At 69.5% G+C, this 25,368-nt stretch carries 20 protein-coding genes, 2 pseudogenes and 1 riboswitch; of the genes and pseudogenes, 12 read left to right on the top strand and 10 right to left on the bottom strand.

Annotated features, from left to right (window positions below):
• The first annotated feature begins 157 nt into the window (after positions 1-157).
• Positions 158-769, top strand: a complete 612-nt coding sequence (locus tag ACGFWI_RS32140; RefSeq protein ID WP_393909563.1) for an NADAR family protein — start codon at positions 158-160, stop codon at positions 767-769.
• 114 nt (positions 770-883) lie between these two features.
• Positions 884-1,906 (top strand): adenosine deaminase, encoded by a 1,023-nt coding sequence (locus ACGFWI_RS32135; RefSeq protein WP_393909562.1) that lies wholly within the window; start codon positions 884-886, stop codon positions 1,904-1,906.
• Positions 1,907-2,017: 111 nt separating this feature from the next.
• On the opposite strand, the gene ACGFWI_RS32130 is transcribed toward ACGFWI_RS32135, so the two are convergent.
• Together ACGFWI_RS32130 and ACGFWI_RS32125 are read right to left on the bottom strand one after the other, a co-directional pair.
• Positions 2,018-3,199: a PotD/PotF family extracellular solute-binding protein gene (locus ACGFWI_RS32130; RefSeq protein WP_393909561.1), complete on the bottom strand. Its 1,182-nt coding sequence runs from the start codon at positions 3,197-3,199 to the stop codon at positions 2,018-2,020.
• Positions 3,200-3,341: 142 nt separating this feature from the next.
• Complete coding sequence (locus ACGFWI_RS32125) at positions 3,342-4,796, bottom strand: gamma-aminobutyraldehyde dehydrogenase (protein ID WP_393909560.1); 1,455 nt, start codon at positions 4,794-4,796, stop codon at positions 3,342-3,344.
• A 181-nt stretch (positions 4,797-4,977) separates the two neighbouring features.
• Between ACGFWI_RS32125 and ACGFWI_RS32120 the strand changes: the two genes are divergently transcribed.
• From ACGFWI_RS32120 to ACGFWI_RS32090, 7 genes are all read left to right on the top strand, one after another.
• Positions 4,978-5,451: an Lrp/AsnC family transcriptional regulator gene (locus ACGFWI_RS32120; protein ID WP_052860613.1), complete on the top strand. Its 474-nt coding sequence runs from the start codon at positions 4,978-4,980 to the stop codon at positions 5,449-5,451.
• 2 nt (positions 5,452-5,453) lie between these two features.
• A complete protein-coding gene (locus ACGFWI_RS32115) occupies positions 5,454-6,815 on the top strand; it encodes an aspartate aminotransferase family protein (RefSeq protein ID WP_393909559.1) in 1,362 nt (453 codons plus the stop codon).
• Between the two features lie 214 nt (positions 6,816-7,029).
• Positions 7,030-7,770 (top strand): ABC transporter ATP-binding protein, encoded by a 741-nt coding sequence (locus ACGFWI_RS32110; protein WP_393909558.1) that lies wholly within the window; start codon positions 7,030-7,032, stop codon positions 7,768-7,770.
• A complete protein-coding gene (locus ACGFWI_RS32105) occupies positions 7,752-8,918 on the top strand; it encodes a hypothetical protein (protein ID WP_393909557.1) in 1,167 nt (388 codons plus the stop codon). The genes ACGFWI_RS32110 and ACGFWI_RS32105 overlap by 19 nt, the downstream gene beginning before the upstream one ends.
• A gap of 288 nt (positions 8,919-9,206) precedes the next feature.
• Positions 9,207-9,614, top strand: coding sequence for a MarR family winged helix-turn-helix transcriptional regulator (locus tag ACGFWI_RS32100; RefSeq protein WP_393909619.1), 408 nt, complete (start codon positions 9,207-9,209; stop codon positions 9,612-9,614).
• A gap of 1 nt (position 9,615) precedes the next feature.
• A complete protein-coding gene (locus ACGFWI_RS32095; RefSeq protein WP_393909556.1) occupies positions 9,616-10,782 on the top strand; it encodes an LOG family protein in 1,167 nt (388 codons plus the stop codon).
• 167 nt (positions 10,783-10,949) lie between these two features.
• The gene (locus ACGFWI_RS32090; RefSeq protein WP_393909555.1) at positions 10,950-11,876 is read left to right on the top strand and encodes a hypothetical protein; all 927 of its coding nucleotides are present in this window, start codon (positions 10,950-10,952) and stop codon (positions 11,874-11,876) included.
• A 130-nt stretch (positions 11,877-12,006) separates the two neighbouring features.
• Here the strand turns inward: ACGFWI_RS32090 and ACGFWI_RS32085 are convergent, their stop codons facing one another.
• From ACGFWI_RS32085 to rlmN, 4 genes are all read right to left on the bottom strand, one after another.
• Positions 12,007-13,083: an ABC transporter ATP-binding protein gene (locus ACGFWI_RS32085; protein WP_393909554.1), complete on the bottom strand. Its 1,077-nt coding sequence runs from the start codon at positions 13,081-13,083 to the stop codon at positions 12,007-12,009.
• Entirely contained in the window at positions 13,084-14,736 is a 1,653-nt protein-coding gene (locus tag ACGFWI_RS32080) for an ABC transporter permease (RefSeq protein WP_393909618.1), read from the bottom strand. It lies immediately after the preceding gene.
• A 53-nt stretch (positions 14,737-14,789) separates the two neighbouring features.
• On the bottom strand, positions 14,790-15,863 hold the full coding sequence (locus tag ACGFWI_RS32075) for a thiamine ABC transporter substrate binding subunit (protein ID WP_393909553.1): 1,074 nt from the start codon (positions 15,861-15,863) through the stop codon (positions 14,790-14,792).
• Between the two features lie 103 nt (positions 15,864-15,966).
• A riboswitch (TPP riboswitch) is annotated at positions 15,967-16,085 on the bottom strand.
• A gap of 33 nt (positions 16,086-16,118) precedes the next feature.
• Positions 16,119-17,225 carry a 23S rRNA (adenine(2503)-C(2))-methyltransferase RlmN gene (gene rlmN, locus ACGFWI_RS32070; protein WP_393909552.1) on the bottom strand — a complete coding sequence of 369 codons (1,107 nt, stop codon included), beginning with the start codon at positions 17,223-17,225 and terminating at the stop codon, positions 16,119-16,121.
• A gap of 398 nt (positions 17,226-17,623) precedes the next feature.
• Here rlmN and ACGFWI_RS32065 point away from each other — a divergent pair, with 398 nt between their 5' ends.
• Positions 17,624-17,845, top strand: coding sequence for a hypothetical protein (locus ACGFWI_RS32065; protein ID WP_393909551.1), 222 nt, complete (start codon positions 17,624-17,626; stop codon positions 17,843-17,845).
• A gap of 344 nt (positions 17,846-18,189) precedes the next feature.
• On the opposite strand, the gene ACGFWI_RS32060 is transcribed toward ACGFWI_RS32065, so the two are convergent.
• Both ACGFWI_RS32060 and ACGFWI_RS32055 read right to left on the bottom strand, forming a co-directional pair.
• The gene (locus tag ACGFWI_RS32060) at positions 18,190-19,248 is read right to left on the bottom strand and encodes a zinc-dependent alcohol dehydrogenase family protein (RefSeq protein WP_393909550.1); all 1,059 of its coding nucleotides are present in this window, start codon (positions 19,246-19,248) and stop codon (positions 18,190-18,192) included.
• 29 nt (positions 19,249-19,277) lie between these two features.
• Positions 19,278-20,211: pseudogene (locus tag ACGFWI_RS32055) on the bottom strand (DUF1152 domain-containing protein).
• Positions 20,212-20,244: 33 nt separating this feature from the next.
• On the opposite strand from ACGFWI_RS32055, the gene ACGFWI_RS32050 reads away from it, so the two are divergent.
• Positions 20,245-20,973, top strand: a complete 729-nt coding sequence (locus tag ACGFWI_RS32050) for a GntR family transcriptional regulator (RefSeq protein WP_393909549.1) — start codon at positions 20,245-20,247, stop codon at positions 20,971-20,973.
• A gap of 39 nt (positions 20,974-21,012) precedes the next feature.
• On the opposite strand, the gene ACGFWI_RS32045 is transcribed toward ACGFWI_RS32050, so the two are convergent.
• The gene (locus ACGFWI_RS32045; protein WP_393909548.1) at positions 21,013-22,311 is read right to left on the bottom strand and encodes a PP2C family protein-serine/threonine phosphatase; all 1,299 of its coding nucleotides are present in this window, start codon (positions 22,309-22,311) and stop codon (positions 21,013-21,015) included.
• A gap of 377 nt (positions 22,312-22,688) precedes the next feature.
• On the opposite strand from ACGFWI_RS32045, the pseudogene ACGFWI_RS32040 reads away from it, so the two are divergent.
• Positions 22,689-23,457, top strand: a pseudogene (locus ACGFWI_RS32040) (FtsK/SpoIIIE domain-containing protein); the annotation flags it as partial.
• 482 nt (positions 23,458-23,939) lie between these two features.
• Here the strand turns inward: ACGFWI_RS32040 and ACGFWI_RS32035 are convergent.
• Complete coding sequence (locus tag ACGFWI_RS32035; RefSeq protein WP_393909547.1) at positions 23,940-24,641, bottom strand: hypothetical protein; 702 nt, start codon at positions 24,639-24,641, stop codon at positions 23,940-23,942.
• Positions 24,642-25,368 lie beyond the last annotated feature (727 nt).

Here is a 25,368-nt window from a genome sequence, read left to right as displayed (position 1 = left end):
CTGGCGTAGCTATTTCCGGAATCGATGGCTGATCTTGACAGAGTAGAAGGGTCTCAACAAGGGATTCCGTTGTTGCCTTTTGGTTACGCGACGAATTCTGTGATTCTTGCGGTACGAGCCCCGACACGTTGTCAGTGCCCGCTGACAGAATCCCGGCATGATGCACGACAACACGGGGATCATGGGCGAGCGCGCCGCGGACGGGCCGCGCTCGGTCGAGGAACTTCGCCGCGCGACCGCCGCCGGGAAGCGCGTCAAATACGTCCATTTCTGGGGCCACAGCCCTCGGCGCGACGGCAGCCTCGGGGCGAGCTGCTTCAGCCAGTGGTGGCCTTCCCCCTTCACCGTCGACGGCGTCCGGTACGCCACCGCCGAGCACTGGATGATGGCCGGCAAGGCGCGGCTGTTCGACGATGCGGAGGCGGAGCAACGCGCGATCGCGGCGAGGCACCCCAAGCAGGCCAAGGACGCCGGGCGCCGGGTCCGCGGCTTCGACGAGGAGACATGGCAGCGGCACCGCTTCGGCCTGGTCGTCGAGGGCAGTGTCCATAAATTCGGCCAGGATGCCGCGCTGCGGGAGTTTCTGCTGGGCACGAACTCCCGAGTGCTGGTGGAGGCCAGTCCGATGGACCGGATATGGGGCATCGGCCTCGCCGCCGATGACGAGCGGGCCGCGGACCCGGGGCGCTGGCGGGGCCTGAATCTGCTGGGCTTCGCGCTGATGGCGGCGCGGCAGACACTGCGGGAAGGGGCCGGCCCGGAGTCGTAGGCGGGCCCGGGGAGGGCCGGTGTGCGGACCTGCGCCCCACCACCGCACTCGCCCCGCTTAGCATGACGGGGCCCCTCCGCACACCCCTGTGCTCCCATTGACCAGGAGGAACCGTTGTCCGATCTCGATGCCTTCATTGCGGGCCTGCCCAAGGCGGAGCTGCACGTCCACCACGTCGGATCGGCCTCACCGCGCATCGTCGCCGAGCTGGCGGCGCGGCACCCGGACTCCGCCGTCCCCACCGACCCCGAAGCGCTGGTCGACTACTTCACCTTCCGCGACTTCGCCCACTTCATCGAGGTCTACCTCTCCGTCGTGGACCTGATCCGCGACGCCGAGGACGTCCGGCTGCTGACGTACGAGGTCGCCAGGGACATGGCCCGGCAGCACATCCGCTACGCCGAGCTGACCGTCACCCCCTTCAGTTCGACCAGCCGCGGCATCCCCGACGCCGCGTACGTCGAGGCCATCGAGGACGCCCGTAAAGCCGCGGAGTCCGAGCTGGGCGTGGTGCTGCGCTGGTGCTTCGACATCCCCGGTGAGGCGGGTCTGGCGGCCGCCGAGGAGACCGCCCGTATCGCCTGTGACCTGCAGCCCGAGGGCCTGGTCGCGTTCGGGCTCGGCGGCCCCGAGATCGGCGTCCCCCGCCCGCAGTTCAAGCCGTACTTCGACCGCGCCATCGCCGCCGGCCTGCACTCCGTACCGCACGCCGGGGAGACCACGGGACCCGGCACGATCTGGGACGCGCTCACCGAGCTCCGCGCCGAGCGCATCGGCCACGGCACGAGCGCCCCCCAGGACCCTGCGCTGCTCGCCCACCTCGCCGAGCACCGCATCCCGCTGGAGGTCTGCCCCACCTCCAACATCGCCACCCGCGCGGTGCGCACCCTGGAGGAGCACCCCCTCAAGGAGATGGTCGACGCGGGCGTGCTGGTCACGATCAACAGCGATGACCCGCCGATGTTCGGCACCGATCTCAACACCGAATACGGCGTCGCCGCCCGGCTGTTGGGCCTGGATGCCGACGGGGTGGCCGGCCTCGCCACGAATGCAGTCGCCGCCTCCTTCATGGACACCGCCGCCAAGGCGCGGCTGACGGCCGAGATCGACGGCTACACGGCCGCCTGGCGCAGCTAGCGGCTGCCGGGGCCTGACCGCCCGCCGTCGCCGCGACGGCCTGCACGGGCCAGGCGCGGCGACGGCGGGCGGCGGGTGTACGGCGCACGGCGGGCGCACGGCCCGCCGCCCCTACAGCCCCACGATCGCGTTCCACTCCTTGGCGAATTCGGTCCGCTCCTTGGAGGTGATGTCGCGGGCGATGGCCAGCCGCTTGCGCATCGCCCCGTCGGGGAAGATCAGCGGATCCTCGGCGAGTGCGGCGCGTTCCTTGTCCTTGGAAGAGGCCAGCACCTCGCGCGCGGCCGGTACGGGGCAGACGTAGTTGACCCAGGCGGCCAGCTCCGCGGCGACCTCCGGCCGGTAGTAGTAGTCGATCAGCCGCTCTGCGTTGCGCTTGTGCTCCGCGAGGTTGGGGATCAGCAGGCTCTCCGCCCAGAGCTCGGCGCCCTCCTGCGGCACCACGAACTCGATGTCCGGGTTGTCCGCCTGGAGCTGGATCACATCGCCCGAGTAGGCCTGCGCGGCGAGCACATCCCCGGAGTCCAGGTCCTTGATGTAGTCGTTGCCGGTGAACCGCCTGATGTGGCCCTGGCTCACGAGGCGGCGTACCCGGTCGGTCATCCGGTGGAAGTCATCGGCCGTCCAGCGGGTGATGTCCACGCCGTCGCCCTGCATCAGCAGCGCGAACGATTCATCGAGCCCGGAGAGCAGGGTGACCCGGCCGCGCAGATCGTCCTTCCACAGGTCGGAGGTGTGCTTGATCTCCCGGCCGAGCTTCTTGCGGTTGTAGGCGATGCCGGTGATCCCGGACTGCCAGGGCACGGAGTGCTTTCGGCCCGGGTCGAAGTGCGGCGTGCGCAGCAGCGGATCGAGGTTCTCGGCGACATGCGGCTGGGCGGCCCGGTCCATCTCCTGGACCCATCCCAGCCGTACGAACCGGGCGCACATCCAGTCGCTGATGACGACCAGATCCCGGCCGGTGCTCTGGTGGTTCATCAGCGCGGGGCTGATCTTGCCGAAGAACTCGTCGTTGTCGTTGATCTCCTCGGTGTACGTGACGGAGATCCCGGTGCGCCGTGTGAAGGCGTCAAGGCTGGGCCGGCGCTGCTTGTGGTGGTCGTCGACGTCGATGTAGAGCGGCCAGTTCGCGAAGACGATCTTCCGGTCCTGCGCCGACCGGTCCGCACTCCCGCGGTCCGCCTCCTTGACGTACGCGGGTGGCACCCCGCAGCCGGTCATGGCGGCCAGCGCCCCCGTCACACCGATTCCGCCCATACCTCGGAGCAGCGCACGCCGCGAAAGATCAGCCATGGCGAGCACTCTCACGTGCCGCGGGCGGAGGCGGCAAGAGACAGAGCGTCCATTGCCGGGCCTCCGCCCGCGACGGTGTGTCGAGCGTTCCGTGCGCTCGACGGTGATTCCCCCGGCCGGCCGGTCGGGCCGGCCGGTCGGCTCAGCCGTCCAGCGAGGTCATCACGTGCTTGATGCGAGTGTAGTCGTCGAAGCCGTAGGCCGAAAGGTCCTTGCCGTAGCCGGACTTCTTGAATCCGCCGTGCGGCATCTCGGCGACGAGCGGGATGTGGGTGTTGATCCACACACAGCCGAAGTCCAGGGTCTTGGACATCCGCATGGCGCGGGCGTGGTCCTTGGTCCACACCGAGGACGCCAGCGCGTACTCAACGCCGTTGGCCCACTCCACGGCCTGCTTCTCGTCGGAGAAGGGCTGGACGGTGATGACCGGGCCGAAGACCTCCTGCTGGACGATCTCGTCGTCCTGCTTGAGGCCCGAGACGACGGTCGGGGCGAAGAAGTAGCCCTTGTCGCCGACCTGCTCGCCGCCCGCCTCGATCTTGGCGTGCGCGGGCAGCCGCTCGATGAAGCCCTTGACCTGCTTGAGCTGGTTGGCGTTGTTGAGCGGGCCGTAGAGCACGTCCTCGTCGTCGACGGCGCCGGTCTTGGTCTCCGAGGCGGCCTTGGCCAGCGCGGCGACGAACTCGTCGTGGATGGACTCGTGGACGAGGACGCGGGTGGCGGCCGTACAGTCCTGGCCGGCGTTGAAGTAGCCGGCGACCGAGATGTCCTCGACGGCCTTGGCGATGTCGGTGTCCTCGAAGACGACGACCGGTGCCTTGCCGCCCAGCTCCAGGTGGACCCGCTTGAGGTCCTTGGACGCGGACTCGGCGACCTGCATACCGGCACGGACCGAGCCGGTGATCGAGGCCATCGCGGGAACCTTGTGCTCGACCATCAGCCGGCCGGTCTCGCGGTCACCGCAGATGACGTTGAACACGCCGCGGGAGTGGCCCAGTTCGTCCAGCACGCTGCCGATGATGTCAGCGATCAGGACCGTGGAGGCCGGGGTGGTGTCGGACGGCTTGATGACGACGGTGTTGCCCGCGGCCAGCGCCGGGGCGAACTTCCACACGGCCATCATCATCGGGTAGTTCCACGGCGCGACCTGGGCGCAGACGCCGACCGGCTCGCGGCGGATGATGGAGGTGAAGCCCTCCATGTACTCGCCGGACGCACGGCCTTCGAGCATCCGGGCGGCACCCGCGAAGAAGCGGATCTGGTCCACCATCGGCGGGATTTCCTCGGACCGTACGAGCGCGATCGGCTTGCCGCAGTTCTCGGACTCGGCGGCGATCAGCTCCTCCGCCCGCTCCTCGAAGCGGTCGGCGATCTTCAGCAGGACCTTCTGGCGCTCGGCCGGGATCAGGTCTCGCCAGGCGGGGAAGGCGGCTTCGGCGGCCGCCATCGCCGCGTCCACGTCGGTGGCGGCCGAGAGCGGGGCGGTGGCGTACGCCTCACCCGTGGCGGGATTGACCACCTCCGTGGTCCGCCCGTCGGCGGCGTCCCGGAACTCCCCGTCGATGTAGTTGCGCAGACGACGCAGTGCGGTGGTCACTGTGTGCGCCCCCTTCAGTCAGAAGTCTGGTGGTTTGGACATCCACCCTAGCCATGGATCCCACGTTTTCAACACACCCGCCACCCGGTAACAACGGAATCAGTTAAATTTCGATCCCGACACAACGAATTTCATCGATCCGGGGTTGCAAGACAGACGAGGCTCGTGCACAGTGAACGGCGTGGCCACTCGTGACAGAAACGGCACCCCGTCGATCGACTCCGTCTCCCTGGCGATCATCGAGCAGCTCCAGGAGGACGGGCGCCGTCCGTACGCCGCGATCGGCAAGGCCGTCGGCCTCTCCGAAGCGGCGGTACGCCAGCGCGTACAGAAACTGCTCGACCAAGGCGTGATGCAGATCGTCGCGGTCACCGACCCCCTCACGGTCGGTTTCCGTCGGCAGGCAATGGTCGGCATCAACGTCGAAGGTGACCTCGACCCCGTGGCCGACGCCCTGACGACCATGGAAGAGGTCGAGTACGTCGTCATGACGGCAGGCTCCTTCGATCTCCTCATCGAGATCGTCTGCGAGGACGACGACCACCTTCTGGAAATGATCAACAAGCGGATCCGCACGCTTCCCGGCGTCCGGACCACCGAGAGCTTCGTGTACCTCAAGCTCCGGAAGCAGACCTACACCTGGGGAACGAGATAGCAATGAGCGGCGACCTCTCCAAGACGGCGTACGACCACCTGTGGATGCACTTCACCCGCATGTCGTCGTACGAGAATGCCCCCGTGCCCACGATCGTGCGCGGCGAGGGCACCAACATCTACGACGACAAGGGCAAGCGCTACATCGACGGCCTCGCCGGCCTCTTCGTGGTCAACGCCGGCCACGGCCGGGTCGAGCTCGCCGAGACCGCCTATAAGCAGGCGCAGGAGCTGGCCTTCTTCCCCGTGTGGTCCTACGCCCACCCCAAGGCGGTGGAGCTTGCCGAGCGCCTGGCCCACCACGCCCCGGGCGACCTCAACAAGGTCTTCTTCACCACCGGTGGCGGCGAGGCCGTCGAGACCGCCTGGAAGCTGGCCAAGCAGTACTTCAAGCTCGTCGGCAAGCCGATGAAGCACAAGGTGATATCCCGCGCGGTGGCCTACCACGGCACCCCGCAGGGCGCCCTGTCCATCACCGGCCTGCCCGGCCTGAAGGCCCCCTTCGAGCCGCTGGTCCCCGGCGCGCACAAGGTCCCGAACACCAACATCTACCGCGCCCCGATCCATGGCGACGACCCCGAGGCCTTCGGCCGCTGGGCCGCCGACCAGATCGAGCAGCAGATCCTCTTCGAGGGCCCCGAGACCATCGCCGCGGTCTTCCTGGAGCCGGTGCAGAACGCCGGCGGCTGCTTCCCGCCGCCCCCCGGCTACTTCCAGCGGGTCCGCGAGATCTGCGACCAGTACGACGTGCTGCTCGTCTCCGACGAGGTCATCTGCGCCTTCGGCCGCCTCGGCACGATGTTCGGCTGCGAGAAGTTCGGCTACGTCCCGGACATGATCACCTGCGCCAAGGGCATGACCTCGGGCTACTCCCCGATCGGCGCCTGCATCATCTCCGACCGCCTGTCCGAGCCGTTCTACAAGGGCGACAACACCTTCCTGCACGGCTACACCTTCGGCGGCCACCCGGTCTCCGCGGCCGTCGGTATCACCAACCTCGACATCTTCGAGCGTGAGGGCCTCAACAAGCATGTCCTCGAAAACGAGGGCAACTTCCTGAGCACCCTGCAGAAGCTGCACGACCTGCCGATCGTCGGCGACGTCCGCGGCAACGGCTTCTTCTACGGCATCGAACTCGTCAAGGACAAGGCCACCAAGGAGTCCTTCAACGACGAGGAGACCGAGCGCGTCCTGTACGGCTTCCTCTCCAAGGCGCTGTACGACAACGGCCTCTACTGCCGCGCCGACGACCGTGGCGACCCGGTCATCCAGCTCGCCCCGCCGCTGATCGCCGACCAGCCGGTCTTCGACGAGATCGAGCAGATCCTGCGCTCCGTCCTCACCGAGGCCTGGACCAAGCTCTGACCCTCGCGTCACCTCCGGGTGCACTCGTACACAACTGAACATCCAACGGCTCAGATTCACTCACTTCAAGCCATACGAGTGAATCTGGGCCGTTGTGCTGCCAAGCGACGAATACCGGGGGTCACCAGTCTTTACCGTGCTAGTGACCGATACCCTCCATGGTCGTTCACCCGGCCGGGGGAACGACTCGACGCCTACAGCAAGAGGTGCGCAGATGGTGGCCCCGCCTGACAACGACGTTCTCTGGGCCCGCGGCCTGCACCACACACACGGCGGCACCACGGCCCTCGCCGGAGTCTCCGTCGGCGTCCGCGAAGGCGAGATCCTCGCCGTCACCGGCCCGCGCGGCAGCGGCAAGACCACCCTCCTGAAATGTCTCTCCGGTCAACTCGTCCCCTCCGAGGGCGAGATCTGGTTCAACAGCGCCCCGGTGCACACGCTCTCCTCCCCCAGCCGCGAACGGCTGCGCCTGGACCGGTTCGGCTGGATCGACACCGAACCGCATCTCGTTCCCGAACTCACCGCCTGGGAGAACGCCGCCCTCCCCCTCCTCCTCCGCGGCACCGGCACCCGCTCCGCCAAGCACACCGCCGTCGAATGGCTGGACCGCCTCGACGTCGGCATGTGCGTGAACCGCCGTCCCGCGCGGCTCGACCAGTCCCAGCGCCAGCGCATCGCCATCGCCCGCGCGCTCGCCACCAGCCCCCAGGTGCTGTTCGCCGACGAACCGACCGCGCCGCTGCACCACTCCGACGGCACCCAGGTGCTGCGCACCCTCACCACCGCGGCCCGCTCGCACCAGATCACCGTCGTGCTGGCGACCCATGACCCCGAGGTCGCCACGCTCGCCGACCGGTCCCTCGCGCTCCTCGACGGCCGCCAGTCGAGCGCCGCGCCCGCAGCCACCGGTTCCTCCGATGAGGAAAGCAGGGCAGCGTGCTCGCTCTCCGTCTAGCCCGCGGCTCTCACCCCCTCGTCCTGATGCGCCGCCTCTCCGTCGCCGTCGCAGCGGCCGGCACCGGCTTCCTGCTGCTCTCCACCGTCGGCCACGCCGCCGGCCACCCGTCCGCGGCCGACGACTCGCTGGTACGCCTGCTGTGGTGCACCGCCCCGCTCGCCGCCACGGCCCAGTTCGCGGTGTCCACGGCCCGTACGGATCCCGCCGCCCGCCTCCAGCGCGGCATGACCGCCGCCGGTCTGGGCCCGCTCCGTCTCACCCTGCTCGCCACGGTCTCCACCACGCTGACCTGTGTCCTCGGCGTCCTCTTCTCGCTGCTGCTCTTCCTCCGTCTCCGCGGTGACCTCGGCGGCCCGTCCGCCGTCCCCTTCGACGCCGACCTGCTCGGCGCCGGCCACCCCGTGCCGCTCGTCGGCGCCCTCATCCTGCTGGCGGCCGTGCCGCTGACCGCCGCTGCCGCGACCGCCGTCGCCCTGCGCCCCCGCCACGAGGCCGGCGCCCCCGAGATCGACACCCTTCCCAGGACCGCCCCGCCCTCCGGTCTTCCGTGGGGTATCGCCCTGGCCGCGGCCGGCCTGGCGATCGAGGCGTACACCAGCCCCGGCACCGGCGGCGCCCACGGCGGACTGCTGCCGCTCCCCGGCCGGCTGATCGGCAGCCCTCCCGGCGTGCTGGCCGGCTGGGCACTGTCGGCCTTCGGCCTCGTGCTGGCCGGCCCCGGTCTGGTGCATCTGTGCGGCCGGCTCCTCTGCGCCGGCCGGCCCGGCGCACTGCGTCTGCTGTCCGGGCGGGTACTCCAGGAGGAGTCGCAACGTCTCGGCCGCCCGCTCGGTGTCCTGTGTGCCGTCGCCTCCGCCGCGTACGCCGCCATGAAGGTGTACGAAGCCTCGCCCTCCCGTCCCTTCGGACCGCTCACCGCGGTCGGCGCTGCGGTCGTCCTCGCCTGTGTCATCGCCAGCGCGCTCACTGCCGCGCTGGAATCCCGCTCGGCCCGCGCCCACACCACGGCCGCCCTCCGCCGCCTGGGGGCCTCCGCCTCCGTCCTCCACCGCGCCGCTGCCCTGCGCGCCCTGGCGCTGGTGATCGTCCTGGCACCCCTGACCTGGACGGTCGCGGAAATGGCCACGCTTCCGCTGGTGCACTGAAGTAGCGGTGCAGGGCCGCCCGGGGCGGAGCGCGGCGGCTCCCGAAGCTCCGGCGCTCCACCCCCGGGCGCTCCCCCGCAGACCGCCTCGGCAACAACTGCTGCGCCCACGCCCGGTTTTCGCGGCGCGCCCCCGGCATCGTCATCGACACCACTCCCCCTCGGTCCCTGCACGGACCCGGTCCCGGCCCCTGCATACGCGTCACTTGCATGCACATACATAAGTTTCTTCCGCATGTACGCTGCCGTCAAGAGCCCAGCGGCAAAAGGCAGAAGAAAGCGGATGACGATGGACGCGGAGCACTGGGACCGGCTCGGAGCACTGCACACCCGCGTCGAACAAGAGCTGGCACGAGCCCTGCAGCGGCGTCACGGCATCGGACTGTCCGAGTACCGCGCGCTGGCCAGGCTGGCCGAGGCGGACGACGGTGAGCTGCGCATGCAGGAGCTCGCCGACCTCATCGGCCTCAACCAGAGTTCCGTGAGCCGTCTGGCCGCCCGCCTGGAGTCGACCGGCCTGACCCGCCGTGACCTGTGCCCCGACGACCGGCGCGGCGTGTACTCCGTGATCACGGACGAAGGCCGGGACGTTCAGAAGCAGGCCCGCCCGACCTACGACGGCGCCCTGAGCGCCGCACTCGATGCGGCGGCCGCGGACGGACACCTCGGCCCCCTGGTCCAGTCACTGCGGTCCTAACATGACGGACGTGCAGTCGAATTCACAGCCCTCAGCGTCCCGCCGCCCCAGCGCCCACGACGACAACCACGACTACGAGATCGAATCCCTGGAGGAGTTCGACCGGGTCATCGCCGCCGGCACGCTCGCCGGACATCGCGTCCAGTCGGTCGACCTGACGGACCGTACGTTCGCGCTGCTCGGCGCGGACACCACGGAGTCCCTGTTTCTCGGCTGCGCCATGGAACCGGACGCCGCCGCCAAGGTCCGTGCCGGGGGCGCCCTGGTTTTCCCGCCGGTACCCGGCCTGCCCTTCGATCCCTACCGGGGCAGTCTCTACGGCCCGGACGAGCTCTTCGAGGGGCTGTCCGACACCGGCTATGACGCCACCCCGGACGCCCGCTCGTACCGCTGGTTCGAGGCGACCAAGTCGGACGGCGACATCTTCGCCTCGATGCTGCGCAGCATCCACGACGACGCCGTCTCCGACGCCCTGGACGAACACCTCGCCGGTGCGCGGGTGGTGGGCATCATGGGCGGCCATGCCCTGGAGCGCGGCTCCGCGGCCTACGCGGGCGCGGCCCGGCTCGGCCGCCGGCTCGCCCGCAGCGGCCTGACCGTCGCGACGGGCGGCGGACCGGGCGCGATGGAAGCGGCGAACCTCGGGGCGTATGCGGCGCCCTTCGAAGACGGCATGCTCGATTCGGCGCTGGAAATCCTCGCCAAGGCACCGCACTTCGACCCCTCGATCACGGAGTGGGCGCGGGCCGCCTTCGACGTACGGCGGAGCCGGCCCGAGGGCGGCGCCTCGGTCGGCATCCCCACATGGTTCTACGGACATGAGCCGCCGAACGCCTTTGCGTCCCACATAGCCAAGTACTTCGTCAACGCGGTGCGCGAGGACGGCCTGCTGGCGCGCTCCAATGCCGGCGTCGTCTTTCTTCCGGGCGCGGCCGGGACCGTGCAGGAGATATTCGACAACGCGACCCCGAACTACTACGGGTCGCGAGGTGAGCCGACCCCGATGGTGCTGGTGGACCGCGCGCACTGGACCGAGCGGCTCCCCGCCTGGCCGCTCCTCCAAGCGCTGGCGGCGGACCGTCCCATGGCGGCCCGGATCGCCCTGGTCGACTCGGTCGACGAAGCCCCGGAGGCGCTGGCCCGGCTCAAGGACGGGACGCCTTCCTGACCCGGTCGCGGCATGCTCCGCACGTCCGTCGAAGGCTCCGCCCCCGCCGCCCGTCCGCCGGCCACACGGTGTGTTTGCCCACCTGAGGCAACTCCCGTCCGGAAATGCACGTCTGCCAGGCCGGGCAACCAACAGGTAATACAGACAGCGGGCGAACGGAGCTCTTGGTGATCATCGGTCTTCTGACGGCCGTAGCGGCATCGGCCTGCTACGGCACGGGATCGGTCCTGCAGGCGGTGGGCTCGCGCAAGTCCGCCCGCCGGGAGGCGGCCGAGGCGTCCACCACCGGTGTCACCCAGCATGGCGGCCCCAGCCTGTCGTCCACCGCGAAAGCTGCCGTGACCTGGGAGTTCATGGTGGGAAGCGTCCTGGACTTCATCGGGTTCGGGCTCGGCGCGCTGGCCGCCCGGCTGCTCCCGCTGTTCCTTTCCCAGACCGTGATCAGCGCCAATCTCGTGATCACTGCCGTACTGAGCATCAAGCTCCTCGGCATCCGGCTCACCCGGGCCGAATGGACCTCCATCGCGGTGGTGTGCGCGGCATTGGTGCTGCTGGCCACGGCCGCCGGGCCGGAAGGCAGCGGCCACACACCGATCGCCGCACATTGGTGGCTGCTCGCCGCCTCCCTCGTGCTCATCGGCGGCGGCACCCTGATCGTGCGTCTGCTCGGTGGCCGGGCCGCGATCCTCGCGGGCCTGCTCTCCGGCCTGGGCTTCGGCGCGCTCGGTGTCGGCGTACGCGTGCTGAACGGGGTGGCGCCCTTCGACCTGCCGTCCCTCCTCGGTGACCCCGCCCTGTACGCGATTCTCGTGGCGGGTATCGGCGGCATGTATCTGCACACCGTCGCCCTGCAGATCGGCTCGGTGAACGGCGCCACGGCGGCGCTGGTGGTGGGCGAGACGGTGGTCCCCGGCATTCTCGGGGTGCTGTGGCTGGGCGACTCCTCGCGTCCGGGCTTCGCCTGGGTCGCCGTCCTCGGGTTCGTGGTGGCCGTGGCGGGCGCCGTCGCGGTCGCCTGGTTCGGCGAACCGGAGCCGGGGACGGAGTCCGACGCGCCGGCGGCCGGTCAGGAGACGGAAGTGGCGACTCGCTGAGCGCGCCCCGCTCCCGTCGGGCCGCAGGACCCCGGGACGGACCGGCCGGAACGCCGGCAGGCCGACCGGTCCGCGGCCGGAAACGGCTGACCGCCCCGGCGCCCCCGCGGTGACCGGCCTCTTCGCGGGCTCAGCCCGCCGCCGTATCCGGCGCGTCCAGCACCACCACGTCCTGGGCCGCGAAGGCGATGCCCACCCGCTCCCCCACCTCCGGCGCGTCCCGCAGTGCGCAGGCCGCCTCTACCTGCGGTCCGGCGGCCGGCTGGAGCAGCAGCGCAACATGGGTGCCACGGAAGGTACGGGACGCGACCGTACAGGGCAGGCCCTCCGGGGCGGCGGTCAGCCGTACCCCGGCCGGGCGTACGAGCAGGCGGCACGGCCCGTCCGCCGTACCGTCCGGGACCGGCACCTTGCCCCAGGGGGTGGCGGCGGCCTCGCCCTGCACCGTCGCCCCGACCACATTGTCGAAGCCGAGGAAGCGGGCGACGAATTCGGTGGCGGGCCGCTGCCAGACCTCCAGCGGGGTGCCGGTCTGCGCGATCCGGCCGTCCTGCATCACCACGACCCGGTCGGCGAGCGCAAAGGCCTCGCCCTGGTCGTGGGTGACCGCCAGCACGGTGGTGCCCAATTCGTGGAAGAGACGGCGGAGTTCGACGACCAGCCGTTCGCGCAGCCCGCGGTCGAGCTGGCCGAGGGGCTCGTCCAGCATCAGCAGGCGAGGGCGGGGGGCCAGCGCGCGGGCCAGCGCGACCCGCTGCTGTTCGCCGCCGGACAGGGAGGTCACGGCGCGGCGCTGGGCGCCCGGCAGCCCTACGAGGTCCAGCAGTTCGGCGACCGTACGCTCCCGGTCGACGCGTGAGGAACGCCGCATCCGCAGCCCGAAGGCGACATTCCCTTCGACATCGCGCTGCGGGAAGAGCTGGTGGTCCTGGAACATCAGGCCGACGCCGCGCCGGTGCGTGGGCACCCCGGACTGATTCCGCCCCTCCAGCAACACCTGCCCCGCGTCGGCCTGTTGGAGTCCGGCGACCACTCTCAGCAGGGTGGACTTGCCGCTGCCGCTCGGCCCCAGGACGCACACGATCTCGTGCGCGGCGACGTCCAGATCCACCGCGTCCAGTGCGGGGTGCCCCGCACTGCCGAAGCGGACGGTCACCCCGCCCAGCCGCAGCAGCTCCTGCGCAGTGGTCCCGGCCCGTGCCGTCATCTAGAACTCCCCGGAGTGGTCGACGGGACGCAGGCGCTCCAGTATCAGCAAGGCGCCGGCGCATACGACCATCAAGATGGTCGACAAGGCCATCGCCTGCCCGTAGTTGAGCTCTCCCGCACGTCCCAGCAGGCGTGCCACGGCGACCGGCAGCGTCGGCTGGTCCGGCCGCGCGATGAAGACCGTCGCGCCGAACTCGCCGAGCGAGACGGCGAAGGCGAAGCCCGCGGCGATCAGCAGGGCGCGCCGCACCAGGGGCAGGTCGACCTCGCGCCACACCCGCCACGGCGAGGCGCCGAGCACGGCGGCCGCCTCCCGCAGCCGTCCGTCGACCGCCCGCAGGACCGGCAGCATCGTCCGGACCACGAACGGCACCCCCACCAGCGCCTGGGCGAGCGGCACCAGCCACCATGAGGCGCGCAGATCGAGCGGGGGTGTGTCGAGACTGATCAGAAACCCGAAGCCGACGGTCACCGCGGACACCCCGAGGGGCAGCATCAGCAGTGCGTCGAAGCCGCGGACGAACCGGCTGACCAGGGCCGTGCGTCCGGACAGGCCCCTGCGGAGCCGGGGGAGGGTCAGCGCGGCGGCCGCCAGCCCGCCCACCACCAGCGCGATCGCCGTGGCCGCCGCCCCGTAGGCGAGGGAGTTCCACAGGGCGTCGAGGGGCGCGACGGCGAAGGTGCTGTCGGCGTTCGCGGCGGACCGCAGCGAGGTGTAGAACACCGCTCCGTAGCCGTCCGGCCCGGCGAACGACCGCTCCACGAGCACGGCGAGGGGCACGATGAGCAGGACGGTGATGACGGCGAGCGTCCCCCACAAAAGCGCCCACTGACCGCGGCCGCGCGGCCGGTGGGCGGTCTGCGAGGCCGGTACGAGCCGCAGGGCGGTTTCCCGGCGGCGCACGGTCCAGGCGTGCAGTGCCAGCACGCCCAGTACCGCCGCGAATTGGATCATGGTGAGGACGGCGGCCGCCGGCAGATCCAGGAACTCCGCGGTCTGCCGGTAGATCTCCACCTCCAGCGTCGCGAAGGTGGGCCCGCCCAGAATCTGCACCACCCCGAAGGAGGTGAAGGTGAAGAGGAAGACCATCAGCGCGGCGGCCGCGACGGCGGGCCCCAGGGCCGGCAGCGTCACCCGCCGCCAGGCCGCGAACCGTCCGGCCCCCAGCATCCGCGCCGCCTCTTCCTGACGCGGGTCGAGCTGCGCCCAGAGCCCGCCGACGGTCCGTACGACCACGGCGTAGTTGAAGAAGACATGGGCGAGCAGGATCGCCCACACCGAGGTGTCCAGGCGCAGGCCCCACAGCTCGTCCAGCAGCCCGCCCCGCCCGGCCAGCGCCAGGAAGGCCGAGCCGACGACGACGGTCGGCAGCACGAACGGCACCGCCACCACTGCCCGCAGCAGCTGTTTGCCGGGGAAGTCGAAGCGCGCGAAGACATAGGCGCCGGGCAGCGCGACCAGCAGTGTCAGCCCCGTGGAGGCCGCCGCCTGCCAGACGGTGAACCACAGCACATGGACGACGTCCGGGTCGCTCAGCACGGCACCGAACCGGCCCAACTGCCACTGTCCGCCGTCCTTCAGGCCCCGTCCGACGATCGCCACGACCGGATAGGCGAAGAACAGCGCGAAGAAGGCGAGCGGCACCGCCATCAGGCCGAGCCGCACCGCCGTTCCCTTCGCGGGCCCGGGACGCCGCTCGTGGGTTACTTCAGAACGAGCGAGGACCACTGCTTGATCCACTGTTCGCGGTTCTTGGTGATCGTCTCGGGAGGCAGCGTCGTGGGCTTGTCGATCGTCGTGCCGTACTTGGTGAACAGCTCCGGCACCTTGGCGTCCCCGCGCGCCGGGTTGACGAACATCTGCAGCGGTACGTCCTCCTGGAACTCCTTGCTCAGCAGGAAGTCCAGCAGCGCCTTACCGCCCTTCTCGTTCTTCGCGCCCTTGAGCAGGCCGCCGAATTCGATCTGGCGGAAGCAGGTGCCCGTCGCGACCCCGGTCGGTGCCTCCTCGGGCGCGGGCTTCTTGCCCAGCACCTCGGCCGGCGGGCTGGAGGCGTAGGAGACCACCAGCGGCTTGTCGCCCTTGCCCTTGCCGGCCGCGGAGCCCGAGAACCGCTCGTAGTAGGCCTGTTCCCAGCCGTCGACGACCTCGGCGCCATTGGCCTTGAGCTTCTTCCAGTAGCCCTGCCAGCCGGCTTCCCCGTACTTCGCGATGGTGCCGAGCTGGAAGGCGAGCCCCGGGGAGGAGGTGGCGGAGTTCTCCGTGACGAGCAGCCCCTTGTACCGCGGCTTGATCAGATCGTCGAAGCTCTTCGGCGGCGCGATCTTGTGCCGGGCGAAGTAGCCGCGGTCGTAGTTGACGCAGATGTCGCCGTAGTCGAGCGGGGTGACCCGGTGCCCGCCCTTGTCGAGCTGCAGCCCGGCCGGAACGTCCGCCAGCCCCTTGGCCCGGTACGGGCTGAAGAGGCCCTCGTGCAGACCGCGCGAGAGCAGGGTGTTGTCGATGCCGAAGAACACATCGCCCTGGGGGTTGCCCTTGGACAGGATCGCCTGGTTGACGGCCTTGCCGGCGTCCCCGCCCTTGAGGATCTTGACCTTGTAGCCGCTCTCCTTCTCGAAGGCGGCCAGGACGGACTTGGAGACGTTGAACGAGTCATGGCTGACGAGGGTGACGGTCTTGGCGTCCGCGCTCCCGCCCGAGGTACCGCATGCGGCGAGAGCGGACACGCCGACCGCGGCGGCGACCGCCGTGGCGGTGATCCTGCTGGTGGTGCTCACTGATTTCCTCCTGGCTGGCCAGGAAGAGACGCGGCCCCGCCCGGTGTCCGCGGCTCTCGACGTCCGGTGACGTACGGAGGGGACTCGGGGCGGGGCGCAACAGCATGAGTGACGACCGAACTTCCTACCCGGAATGACCCGGGCGAGGTTCAAGGGTCTGCGGGCACCGTGGTGACGACGCTTCCGCACTCTCAGCGCTGTGGCGCTCCCCTGTCGGAATGTGCATTTGTTCGATCACACGCTACCAGCGGGCGGTCAGCGTTCCGAGGCTGCGAGCTGACCGCAGGCGCCGTCGATCTCCTGGCCGCGGGTGTCGCGGACGGTCACGGGTACGCCGTGCGCCTCGATGGCCTGGACGAACGCCCGCTCGTCCTCGGGACGCGAGGCGGTCCACTTCGAGCCGGGCGTCGGATTCAGCGGGATCAGGTTCACATGGACCCGCTTGCCCTTCAGCAGCCGCCCCAGCAGGTCGCCGCGCCACGCCTGGTCGTTGATGTCCCGGATCAGGGCGTACTCGATGGAGATCCGGCGGCCGGACTTCTCGGCGTACTCCCACGCCGCGTCCAGCACCTCGCGCACCTTCCAGCGCGTGTTGACGGGCACCAGGGTGTCGCGCAGCTCGTCATCGGGCGCATGCAGCGACACGGCCAGCCGGCACTTGAAGCCTTCGTCGGCGAACCGCAGCATCGCCGGCACCAGGCCGACCGTGGAGACGGTGATGCCCCGCTGGGACAGGCCCAGCCCGTCCGGCTCGGGGTCCGTCAGCCGTCGGACCGCGCCGACCACCCGCTTGTAGTTGGCGAGCGGCTCGCCCATGCCCATGAAGACGATGTTGGACAGCCGCGCCGGCCCGCCCGGCACCTCGCCGTCGCGCAGCGCACGCATCCCGTCGACGATCTGGTGCACGATCTCGGCGGTCGAGAGGTTACGGTCCAGGCCTGCCTGGCCGGTGGCGCAGAACGGGCAGTTCATACCGCAGCCGGCCTGCGAGGAGATGCACATGGTGACCCGGTCCGGGTAGCGCATCAGCACGGACTCGACGAGCGTGCCGTCGTGCAGCTTCCACAGGGTCTTGCGCGTGGTGTCCTCGTCGCACGAGATGTGCCGGACGACCTTCATCAGATCCGGCAGCAGCTCGGTCGCCAGCTTCTCGCGCGCCGCCGCCGGGATGTCGGTCCACTGCGCCGGGTCGTGCGCATAGCGGGCGAAGTAGTGCTGCGACAGCTGCTTGGCGCGAAACGGCTTCTCCCCGATCGCGGCCACCGCTTCGCGACGCTCGACGGGGCTGAGATCGGCAAGGTGCCGCGGGGGCTTCTTGGCCCCGCGCGGCGCGACGAAAGTGAGTTCTCCGGGTGCAGGCATGGTCCGTCCAGTGTGGCAGATCGTTTACGGGGGCCCAGGTCGGAGCGGTGAGGGGGCAGTCACCCGCTGTGGCCTTCTGTCACTGGCGGTCTACCTCGCACGGCCCAGGGACGGCCCAGACGGCCGGGCCATCGGCTTGGCCTCGGCCTTGGCGGTCCACCGTGATCACTCCGTGAGACCTGACAGTGGCGGACGGAGGCCTGCGGTGCTCCAGGGACGGAGGCTCCCGGGGCGGCGGGTGAAGCGACCCGAGCCCGCCGAGCTGGTGGTACGTCCGCAGCTTCGCGGGCCCGTGGAGGGGAACTGGGTGAGCAGGGGCCGCCGACGGAGATCTCGGCTTGGTTGCGTTAGTCGGCGTGTTTAGGAGCAGCTCGCCCACCAGGCGCATACTGCTGTTAATGAGAAAGCCTGCCGTAGCCCGGCGTCATCTGCCGTCCAGCCCCTTCAAGCCCCCGGTCACGCGTCCTCCCAAGGAGTTCGCGATAGGCGATCGGGTCACACACGATGAGTACGGCCTCGGCCGCGTGATCTGTGTCGAGGATGAGATCGCGGTACTTGTCGACTTCGGTTCGCTGCAAGCACGGATCATGAGTCCGTACAGCAAACTGGCCAAGCTCTGAGACCCTCGCGACGTTCGGGGCAGCCGCATGCTCAGCCGCGATGGCGGGGTGCCTGGCGGAGCGCCCACGCTGCGCCACGCCACATCGCGGCAGCAGCCGCTCCCCCTCGCCCCTCTCCGGAGCGTTCGGTCCGCTCACGCTGCCGCATCCGTGACAGCGACGGAACGGCGGCCCGGCACCGCCGGCCCTTTCACCCGGCGACCTCGCCCTGCCCCGTCGCCCCGCCGATAAGGATGCGACGGCTCACCCAGCGGTGCGGTCTGCCCGAGCTGGGCGGCGCCGCGGGCCTTGGCGGCCTTGCCCCGCCGCAGCCGCACCGCTGCCGGCGCCGGCAGGGCCGCTTCCTACCTGTCGTCTTTGTCCCGGCCGTCTTCGAAGACGAAGAGTGGCTTGGCGTCACGTGCGGGTGTTTCGGCGAGCGCGATGGCTTCAGTGAAGCGTTCGAGCGGGAACGGCCGGCCCTGGGGGATGCTCAGCACGTCATCAGCGACGAGACCGCGGACCTGGGACAGCGCGTGCAGCGCATCCTCAGGTGAGGCGGTGCCGAACCAGCGGTTCAGCCAGAAGCCACGGACCACTTTGGTTTCGTAGATTACCGAGCGTGCCTGCAGCGGGATCGTCAGCGCTGCCGGGTCAGTCTGCCGATGGGTGGAGAGCGCGCCGTAGACCACGACCTCTCCCCCCGGAGCCAATGCCTGGGATACCTGGGCACCTACGGGTCCCGCGACACAGTCGATGGCCTTGCGCACACCGGCCGGTCCTGCCGTCTCAGCCACACGCTGCAACAGGTCCTCGTCCTCGGTGCAGATGACCTCGTCACCACCGAACGCTTTGATCTCCTCAACGGCACCACGTCGCCGCACGACATTGATCGTGCGAATACCCAGATGCCTGGACAGCTGGATGACGAGCCGGCCGACGGTGGAGCCCGCGGCCGTCTGCAACAGCCATTCACCCGGCTGCACGTCGAGTTCGCGAGTCACGAGGAGCAGCGCGGCCAACGGGTTGACGACGAGTTGACAGGCGCTGGAGTCGCTCAGATCGTCGGGGACCGGCAGGAGCCTTCGTGTATCGGCAACAAGGTATTCCTGCCACGTTCCGGCCGCATGGGGCCCGGGTACCGCCGGTACGGCAGCGACCACCACACGCTCGCCGACCTTTAGTCCCTCGGCATCCGGGCTCAGGGCCTCAATACGGCCCACGCATTCCATGTGACCCCCGACAGCGGGAAACTCGGGGGAGAAACCGTAGCGGCCGCGCAGCACGTGCAGATCACTGGCGTGGATCGGAGTCGCCTTCACACGGATCAACGCCTGACCGGCTTCCGGCGTGGGAACGGGCCGGGATTCCAGCCGCAGGACATCGGAAGGCTCGCCGACCTTTCCTGCTACGAGCGCGCGCATGGATTGAGGCATGAGTGACCTTTCGTCTCTCAGCGCCCGACAAACTCGGCGGGTGTTTTGAACAAAGACCGCCATTTCACACTACGCCCGGCCCCGGAAAGATTCCCGGCGGCGGACGATGCAGCATGGCGCGAATGCCCGCTGCGCCTCAGGAGCTGGTGGCCGCTGAACCCGAAAGCTTCGGTGAGCCGGCGGACGGTGGTGTGGGTGGTTCCACGGCCCCGGGCATCGGCTTCGAAGTCGTCGAGCTGGTGGAGTACGGCTTCCGGGTCGACCTTCTGGGTGGGCCGGCTGCCGAGCCAACTCGCCTTGTTGCGTTCGTAGTCGATTTCGGAGCGGCCGCAGATCTCGCGGCTGTGCTGCTCGACCTGATGCGGGTTCTCCGTGGCGAGGATGGCGCGGGCGGGCTGATTGCGGTTGAGGGCTTCGTCGAGGTCGGCCTCGTGCACGGTGGGGCCCTCGTCGGTGGGCGGAACCGGTAGGCTGGCGTCCCTGGCTTCGCACGTTCCGCGGGCGCCTTGTGCAGTGGCGGCCGGCATCGCCGTTGCCTCGGAGGGGTGCCACTCCCGTACCGAGGTGACCGGCTGGACGTCACAGCATGCTGCGAGGGTGAGGGCGTCGGCGAGAGGCTGCGGAGTGTGGGCTCGTCGCCCTGGGCGAGGATGTCGCCGCCCACGTCCAGGAGGTCGACGGATTCCGGTCCAAGTACTGGATGAGCTCTTCGAGTTGGCGGACCATGCCCTTGGCGCCGTGGTGCGGATCGATGAGCGCGAAGGTCTGCGGAGTAACGACACAGCGCCGCGGCTGCGTGTCGTGGATGCCGAGGCCGAGGCTGGAAGCGGGTTGGCTCCCGCTCGGCCTTGGCGGTCTCCGCGGCGGATGCCCGCGTCGTGCTACATCCAAGCGGCGCTGTCTGGACTGGGACGGCACCGGTAGGGGGTAGGGCGGTAGTCTGGTTGACAAGTTGACTTGGCTGGAGCGATGAGGCGGCGGGCTATGGCGTACGAAGTGGCTGCACCGAAATATGTGCGGCTTGCGCAGACGCTCCAGGGTCGTATCGAAGACGGCACATACCCGCCCGGCACTCTCGTACCGAGCGAAAATCAGCTGGTCCAAGCCTTCGGCATGTCCCGCCCGACCGTCGTTCGGGCTCTCGAACTCCTCAAGCGGGACGGCTGGCTGGAGTCCCGGCAGGGCTACGGCACGATCGTTCGCGGTCGTCCCGAAGTGATCGAGCAGAAGGATCAGCGGGGGCGTGACGCGCTGGAGCGGGATGAGTCGTCTTCATCCGGCCGCCTCGTCCAGGTGGACCGGGTGCCCATTCCTCCGCGAGTGGCCTCGATTCTCGGCGTGCCCAACCGGGGCAAGGTGCTCGTGCGGCGACTGCTGATCGAGGATGAAGGTGAGCCGGTGGAGCTGGCTTCCTCGTACTTCCCTGCCGATCTGCTCGACGGCACTGGCCTCGCCGACTCGGCTCCGTTGGCCGAGGGGCTGCGGGCGCACCTCGAGTCTCGTAAGCGCGTGCGCTTCGACCATGTCACCGAGCGCGTCTCGGCTCGCCTGCCGAGCAAGGAAGAGGCCGAACTGCTGGCGCTTCCGAAGGGCGAGCCGGTGCTCAGTGTGCTGGTCGTGGCCTGCGATGTCTCGGGGCAGGCCCTGCAGGTCATGGATGTGCTGCTGCCTGGCGACCGCCAGGAACTCGAAGACACGTACCGCCTGGGCTGACTTCGGTCGTGGGCCGACTGGTCGCCGCCTGAGCAGCCTTCAGGACGGCATGGTCCGCTTGTCGCTGGTCCTGGGTCCGGTGTAGACGGCGTTGGGCGCGGGCCAGTCCAGGCACAGAACGGTGGCGTCGTCGCGTGGGTCGTGGTCCGAGAGCTCCAGGACGGCTTCGGTGAAGACACGTACGGCGTCGCGTGGGTGCCACTCGCCGGTCTCCTGGATCAGGTCGCGCAGGCCCGCTTCGTTCCCGTGGGGCTCCAGCATTCCATCGGTGAGCAGAACCAGACGGTCACCCTCACGCAGGTCGAGGCTCTGGACGCGGTAACCCGGGTTCGGGGTGACGCCGAAAGGCAGGTCGACCAGGGGAGTGACCTCCTCGACCTGCCCGTCGCGCAGACGCAACGGCCAGACGTGGCCGGCGTTGACGAAGGTGGCCTCGCCGGTGTCGAGACTGACATGCAGCAGTTGACCGGTGGCCATGACCTGACCACCGTGCCGGATGACGGCCTGACGCACCTGATCCGATTGGTCGGCGAACGCCTGATGAGCTCGGTCCGCGTAGTCCGCGACGGCCTGGTGGGCGTCCCGGGCCTGATCGAGGAGGGTGCCGCCCGCCCGGCGGGCGTTGCGCAGCGCTCCGACGACCATGGTCGCCAGCAGCGCTGCCTGTACGTCGTGCCCCATGGCGTCGGTGAGGGACAGGTACAGGGCGTCACGGTCGAGCGTGTAGTCGAAGGTGTCCCCGCCGATGTCGGCAGCCGGCTCCAGTGCTCCCGCGACGATGAACCGGCCGGTGTCACAGGTGAAGGAGTCAGGGAGTAGACGGTGCTGGATCTCGGCGGCCAGCGAGAGCCGTGTGGTGCGCCGGCCCCATTCGTACAGATCGGTGAAGCGCCGGTTGACGATCACCACGTAGGCCAGCGCATGGGCGGCCTCGACGATGAGTTGCATCGTCTGACGGTCAGGGAGGACGGGCACGGTCAGCTCCAGCAGACCGATCGCATCCCCGCGGTCGGACACCGGCGCAATGACCTGGGCCGGTCCCGGTCCATCCCCGCCCGCCCGCTCGCCACTCGCCACGTGCGCTTGCTGGGAACGGACCACCCGCTCGTAGACCGAGCCGCGCAACTCGATCTGCCGCGGCTGCTCCGGACCGCCCTCGGTCGCGGTCCCGGTCAGCCGTACGACGGCCTTGCCGCCGAGGTCGGTGATCAGAAAGGACACCTCGGTCGCGGCAAGCCTCCTCGCCAGCAGCTGGGCCAGAACGGCGACGGCCACCTCCGGCGGTGCCGACTCCACCGATGCCAGCAACTCGCCCAACCATGCCCGTTCATCAGTCACGCGGTGCATCTCCTCGGCGACATCAACCGACCAGTCGACCGGTCTCCCGGCCAGGACCGCTCGGGACGACCTCATCCAATACTGATTGCCTGCATTTATTCCTATACAGGAAGATTATCCACCTCGCGATGGCGAAGCCGTATCGCCGCCGCATGCGGGCCACCTGAAGCCGATCAGCGCAGTCCGGCCACGACCACCGAACAGCGCCGGCTTGAATCGCTTGACAAGTCAACCTGACTTCCCTGGCTTCGCCCTTGCTAAGTCAACCTGTCAGACCTACTGCCAGGCTCTCACCCAAGGGAAATCTGTGCGAGTAATCCGTGTCGAGACCTCGTCCGCCACGATGCTGATGGCCGAGGCCCTGGAGTCCGGGGTGACTGACGGCCTACTGGTCAACCGTAGGTCTGCCTCTGTCAGTTGTCCGCCTGATGGCCTCGTCCGGCGACCATGGACGCCTGCGGGCTGGCCGTCAAGCCGTCCCGGCTGCGGGCTCTGGCCGTACGAGCAACCACGCGTCGGGAGTTCCGTCCGGTACCCCCGAGGCGGGGCATTCCGCATCCCACCTCGACGGGGCTGCGTGTCCGGATTCGACTCGCTCCTGGCCAGGAGCCGGCGGACGTGGCGGCTCCTTCCGAGAGACTGCGACGCCTGGGGCGTTCACGCCGTGCCTGTCGTGAGCCTCAAACCGGGCGTCGCTGAACTGCGGTTGGTCGGCTTCGATGTGCTGTGCCGGGTGAAGAGGCCTCACCAGACCAGAAGTGACCTGCTGGTGTTGCCAGTGGCACTCCGGGAGGGCGCAACCGCGTTTGTCCGCGACTACCGGACAGTCCCTCACCAACTGTGCTCGGGGCGGCCCTGTCGGGCAAGTCGATGTTCTTGCGCAAACTACTGACGGGGCTGGCCACTCAGCCCGCGGCCCTTGTCGGGATCGACGGCAAGCGCGGTGTGGAGTTGACTCCGTTCGCGCCCCGGCTGTCTGCCCTGGCAACGGAGCCGGACGAAACCGCCAAGCTGCTGCCCGTCTTGGTGAAGGAGATGAAGGACCGGTACGACCTGATCAAGGCCCGTCAGGGCATCGCGCCGAGTACGCCCAACGATGAGATCACTTCGGACGTCTGGGGATGTCCGCTTGCCCCAGCGCCACTCGGGGGCCTTGCGCTTCTTCTCCCCGGTTTCCTCGCCCCAGCTTCCTTCTCCTTAGCTTCTTCTTCCCGCTTTCCTCGCCCCGGCTTCCTTACTCCTTGGCTTCCTCGCCTTGGCTTCCTCGCCTTGGCTTCCTCCTCCGTGCGCCGGCCCTCCCCGTACGCCGACCAGGGCACTGACGGATCGAGCGCCGAGAGGTACCTCTCTCTACCTTCCCCTGATACCGACCGCCTGTCTTTTCGGCCCGCCACACTCCGCCTTTTCGTCTCCCCCTCGGCCTCGTTGCTCGGCCCCCAGAGCCCCAGGCACCGTGGCCCCGCCTCCCCGAAATGAAGCGCGAGCTGATTCGGGCTGGAGCACACGGGCGTACGCCGACGAGCTCGGCACACGCGGCCGGCCCTGAAGCGCATCACGCCGGGGTCACGCCGGATCAACGCCGCGGTCATGGCTGGTTTCCCAGGCTGAGGAGGTACCTAGCCCATCCCTCAAGGAGGCATCATGGCGTCGCGCATCCGAAAGCACTTGCACCTTCCTCGTCTGATCGGCGCGTCCTGCATGGCCGTGGCACTTGCCGGATCGGCGGGCGTGATGACCGTGGAGGCGGCACCGCAGACGGCGAAGACCACGTCAGCCTCGTCGAGCGCGCGACCAAACTTGCTCTGCAAGTTCGTCCGCGACAACAACGGCAGGTTCGTCCTGGTGAACGTCAGGACCGGCAGGCTCGTCACAAACCCGCGGCTCTGCAGCTTCGGCGGTGGCGGAGGCGGCGGCGGCGGGGGGGGTGGCTCGACCGGCGGGGTCACGACCGGTGCCACGACCACGGGCGCCACCACGACCACCACCGGAGCCAGCACCACCAGCGGAGCCACGACCACGGGCGCCACCACGACCACGACCGGCGCCAGCACCACCACCGGCGCCAGCACCACCTCCGGCGGCACCACTCCGGGCGGCGGCACCGCACCCCCCACGACCACCGCTCCGCCCACTACCACCGCACCTCCCACCACAACCGCTCCGCCCACTACCACCGCACCTCCCACGACCACTGCACCGCCCACCACAACCGCACCGCCGACCACCACGGCACCGCCCACCACAACCGCTCCGCCGACCACCACCGCTCCGCCCACCACAACCGCGCCTCCCACCACCACCGCACCGCCCACCACCACGGGTGGCGGCACGGGTGGCGGCACTACGGGGGCCGGCGGCATGTGAGACGGCAAATGACGTCGAGACCAGCAGACGAGGGAGCTGCTGCCTGGGCCTGCGCCGGACCGCGCGGGCCCAGCACGGGGGCCGGGAACTGTCCGCGAGAAGCCCGTCCGTGCCCTGCCTCTTCCCGTCGTCGGCCCTCATTGCGCCCGGCCCCAGAGGGGCGATGACCTGCATCGTTGACGTTGACGTTGACGCGCTGGACGAGACGCTCCTCAACGGAGTGGCCGTCGCCAGCGAGCGCCCACAGATCCACAAGGAACCAAAAATCTCCGCGGGTGAAACCGCTACGGCCCACCGCCGGCACCGATAGGCAAGGTCGTAGACCTCGGACCCGCGTCAGGAACGCCCCCAAGTAGTGCACCAAGGCGGAGATCATGAGCGGAGCGCCGGACTGACAGCGTTCCTGGGCGAGTTGAACGACCGGTCCCAGGGGATGCCCCGTCGCGGCTCTGTCGTGGGCGCCTTCGAAGTCGAACCCGCGGCAATCGGTTCGCCGGACCAGGCTCCACGATGGCACCCGTCAGGACTGATGGATCAGTGGCAGGTGCCTTTGCCACCGATGTGGATGGCACAACCTTGTCGGCACCAATGGGCTACGCCCAATACCGGTGATTTAGGTTGTTTTCCGGCTGGCAGGTCTGGTCTTGGTCGGGCCGACCAGCGTCGCGCGGGGAGTGTCCGGCCGAGCCGGGT

It is taken from the genome of Streptomyces sp. NPDC048434, assembly GCF_043200375.1.
GTDB lineage: Bacteria > Actinomycetota > Actinomycetes > Streptomycetales > Streptomycetaceae > Streptomyces.
The sequence above is the reverse complement of the archived record's forward strand: the minus strand, read 5'-3'. Positions and strand labels throughout refer to the sequence as shown.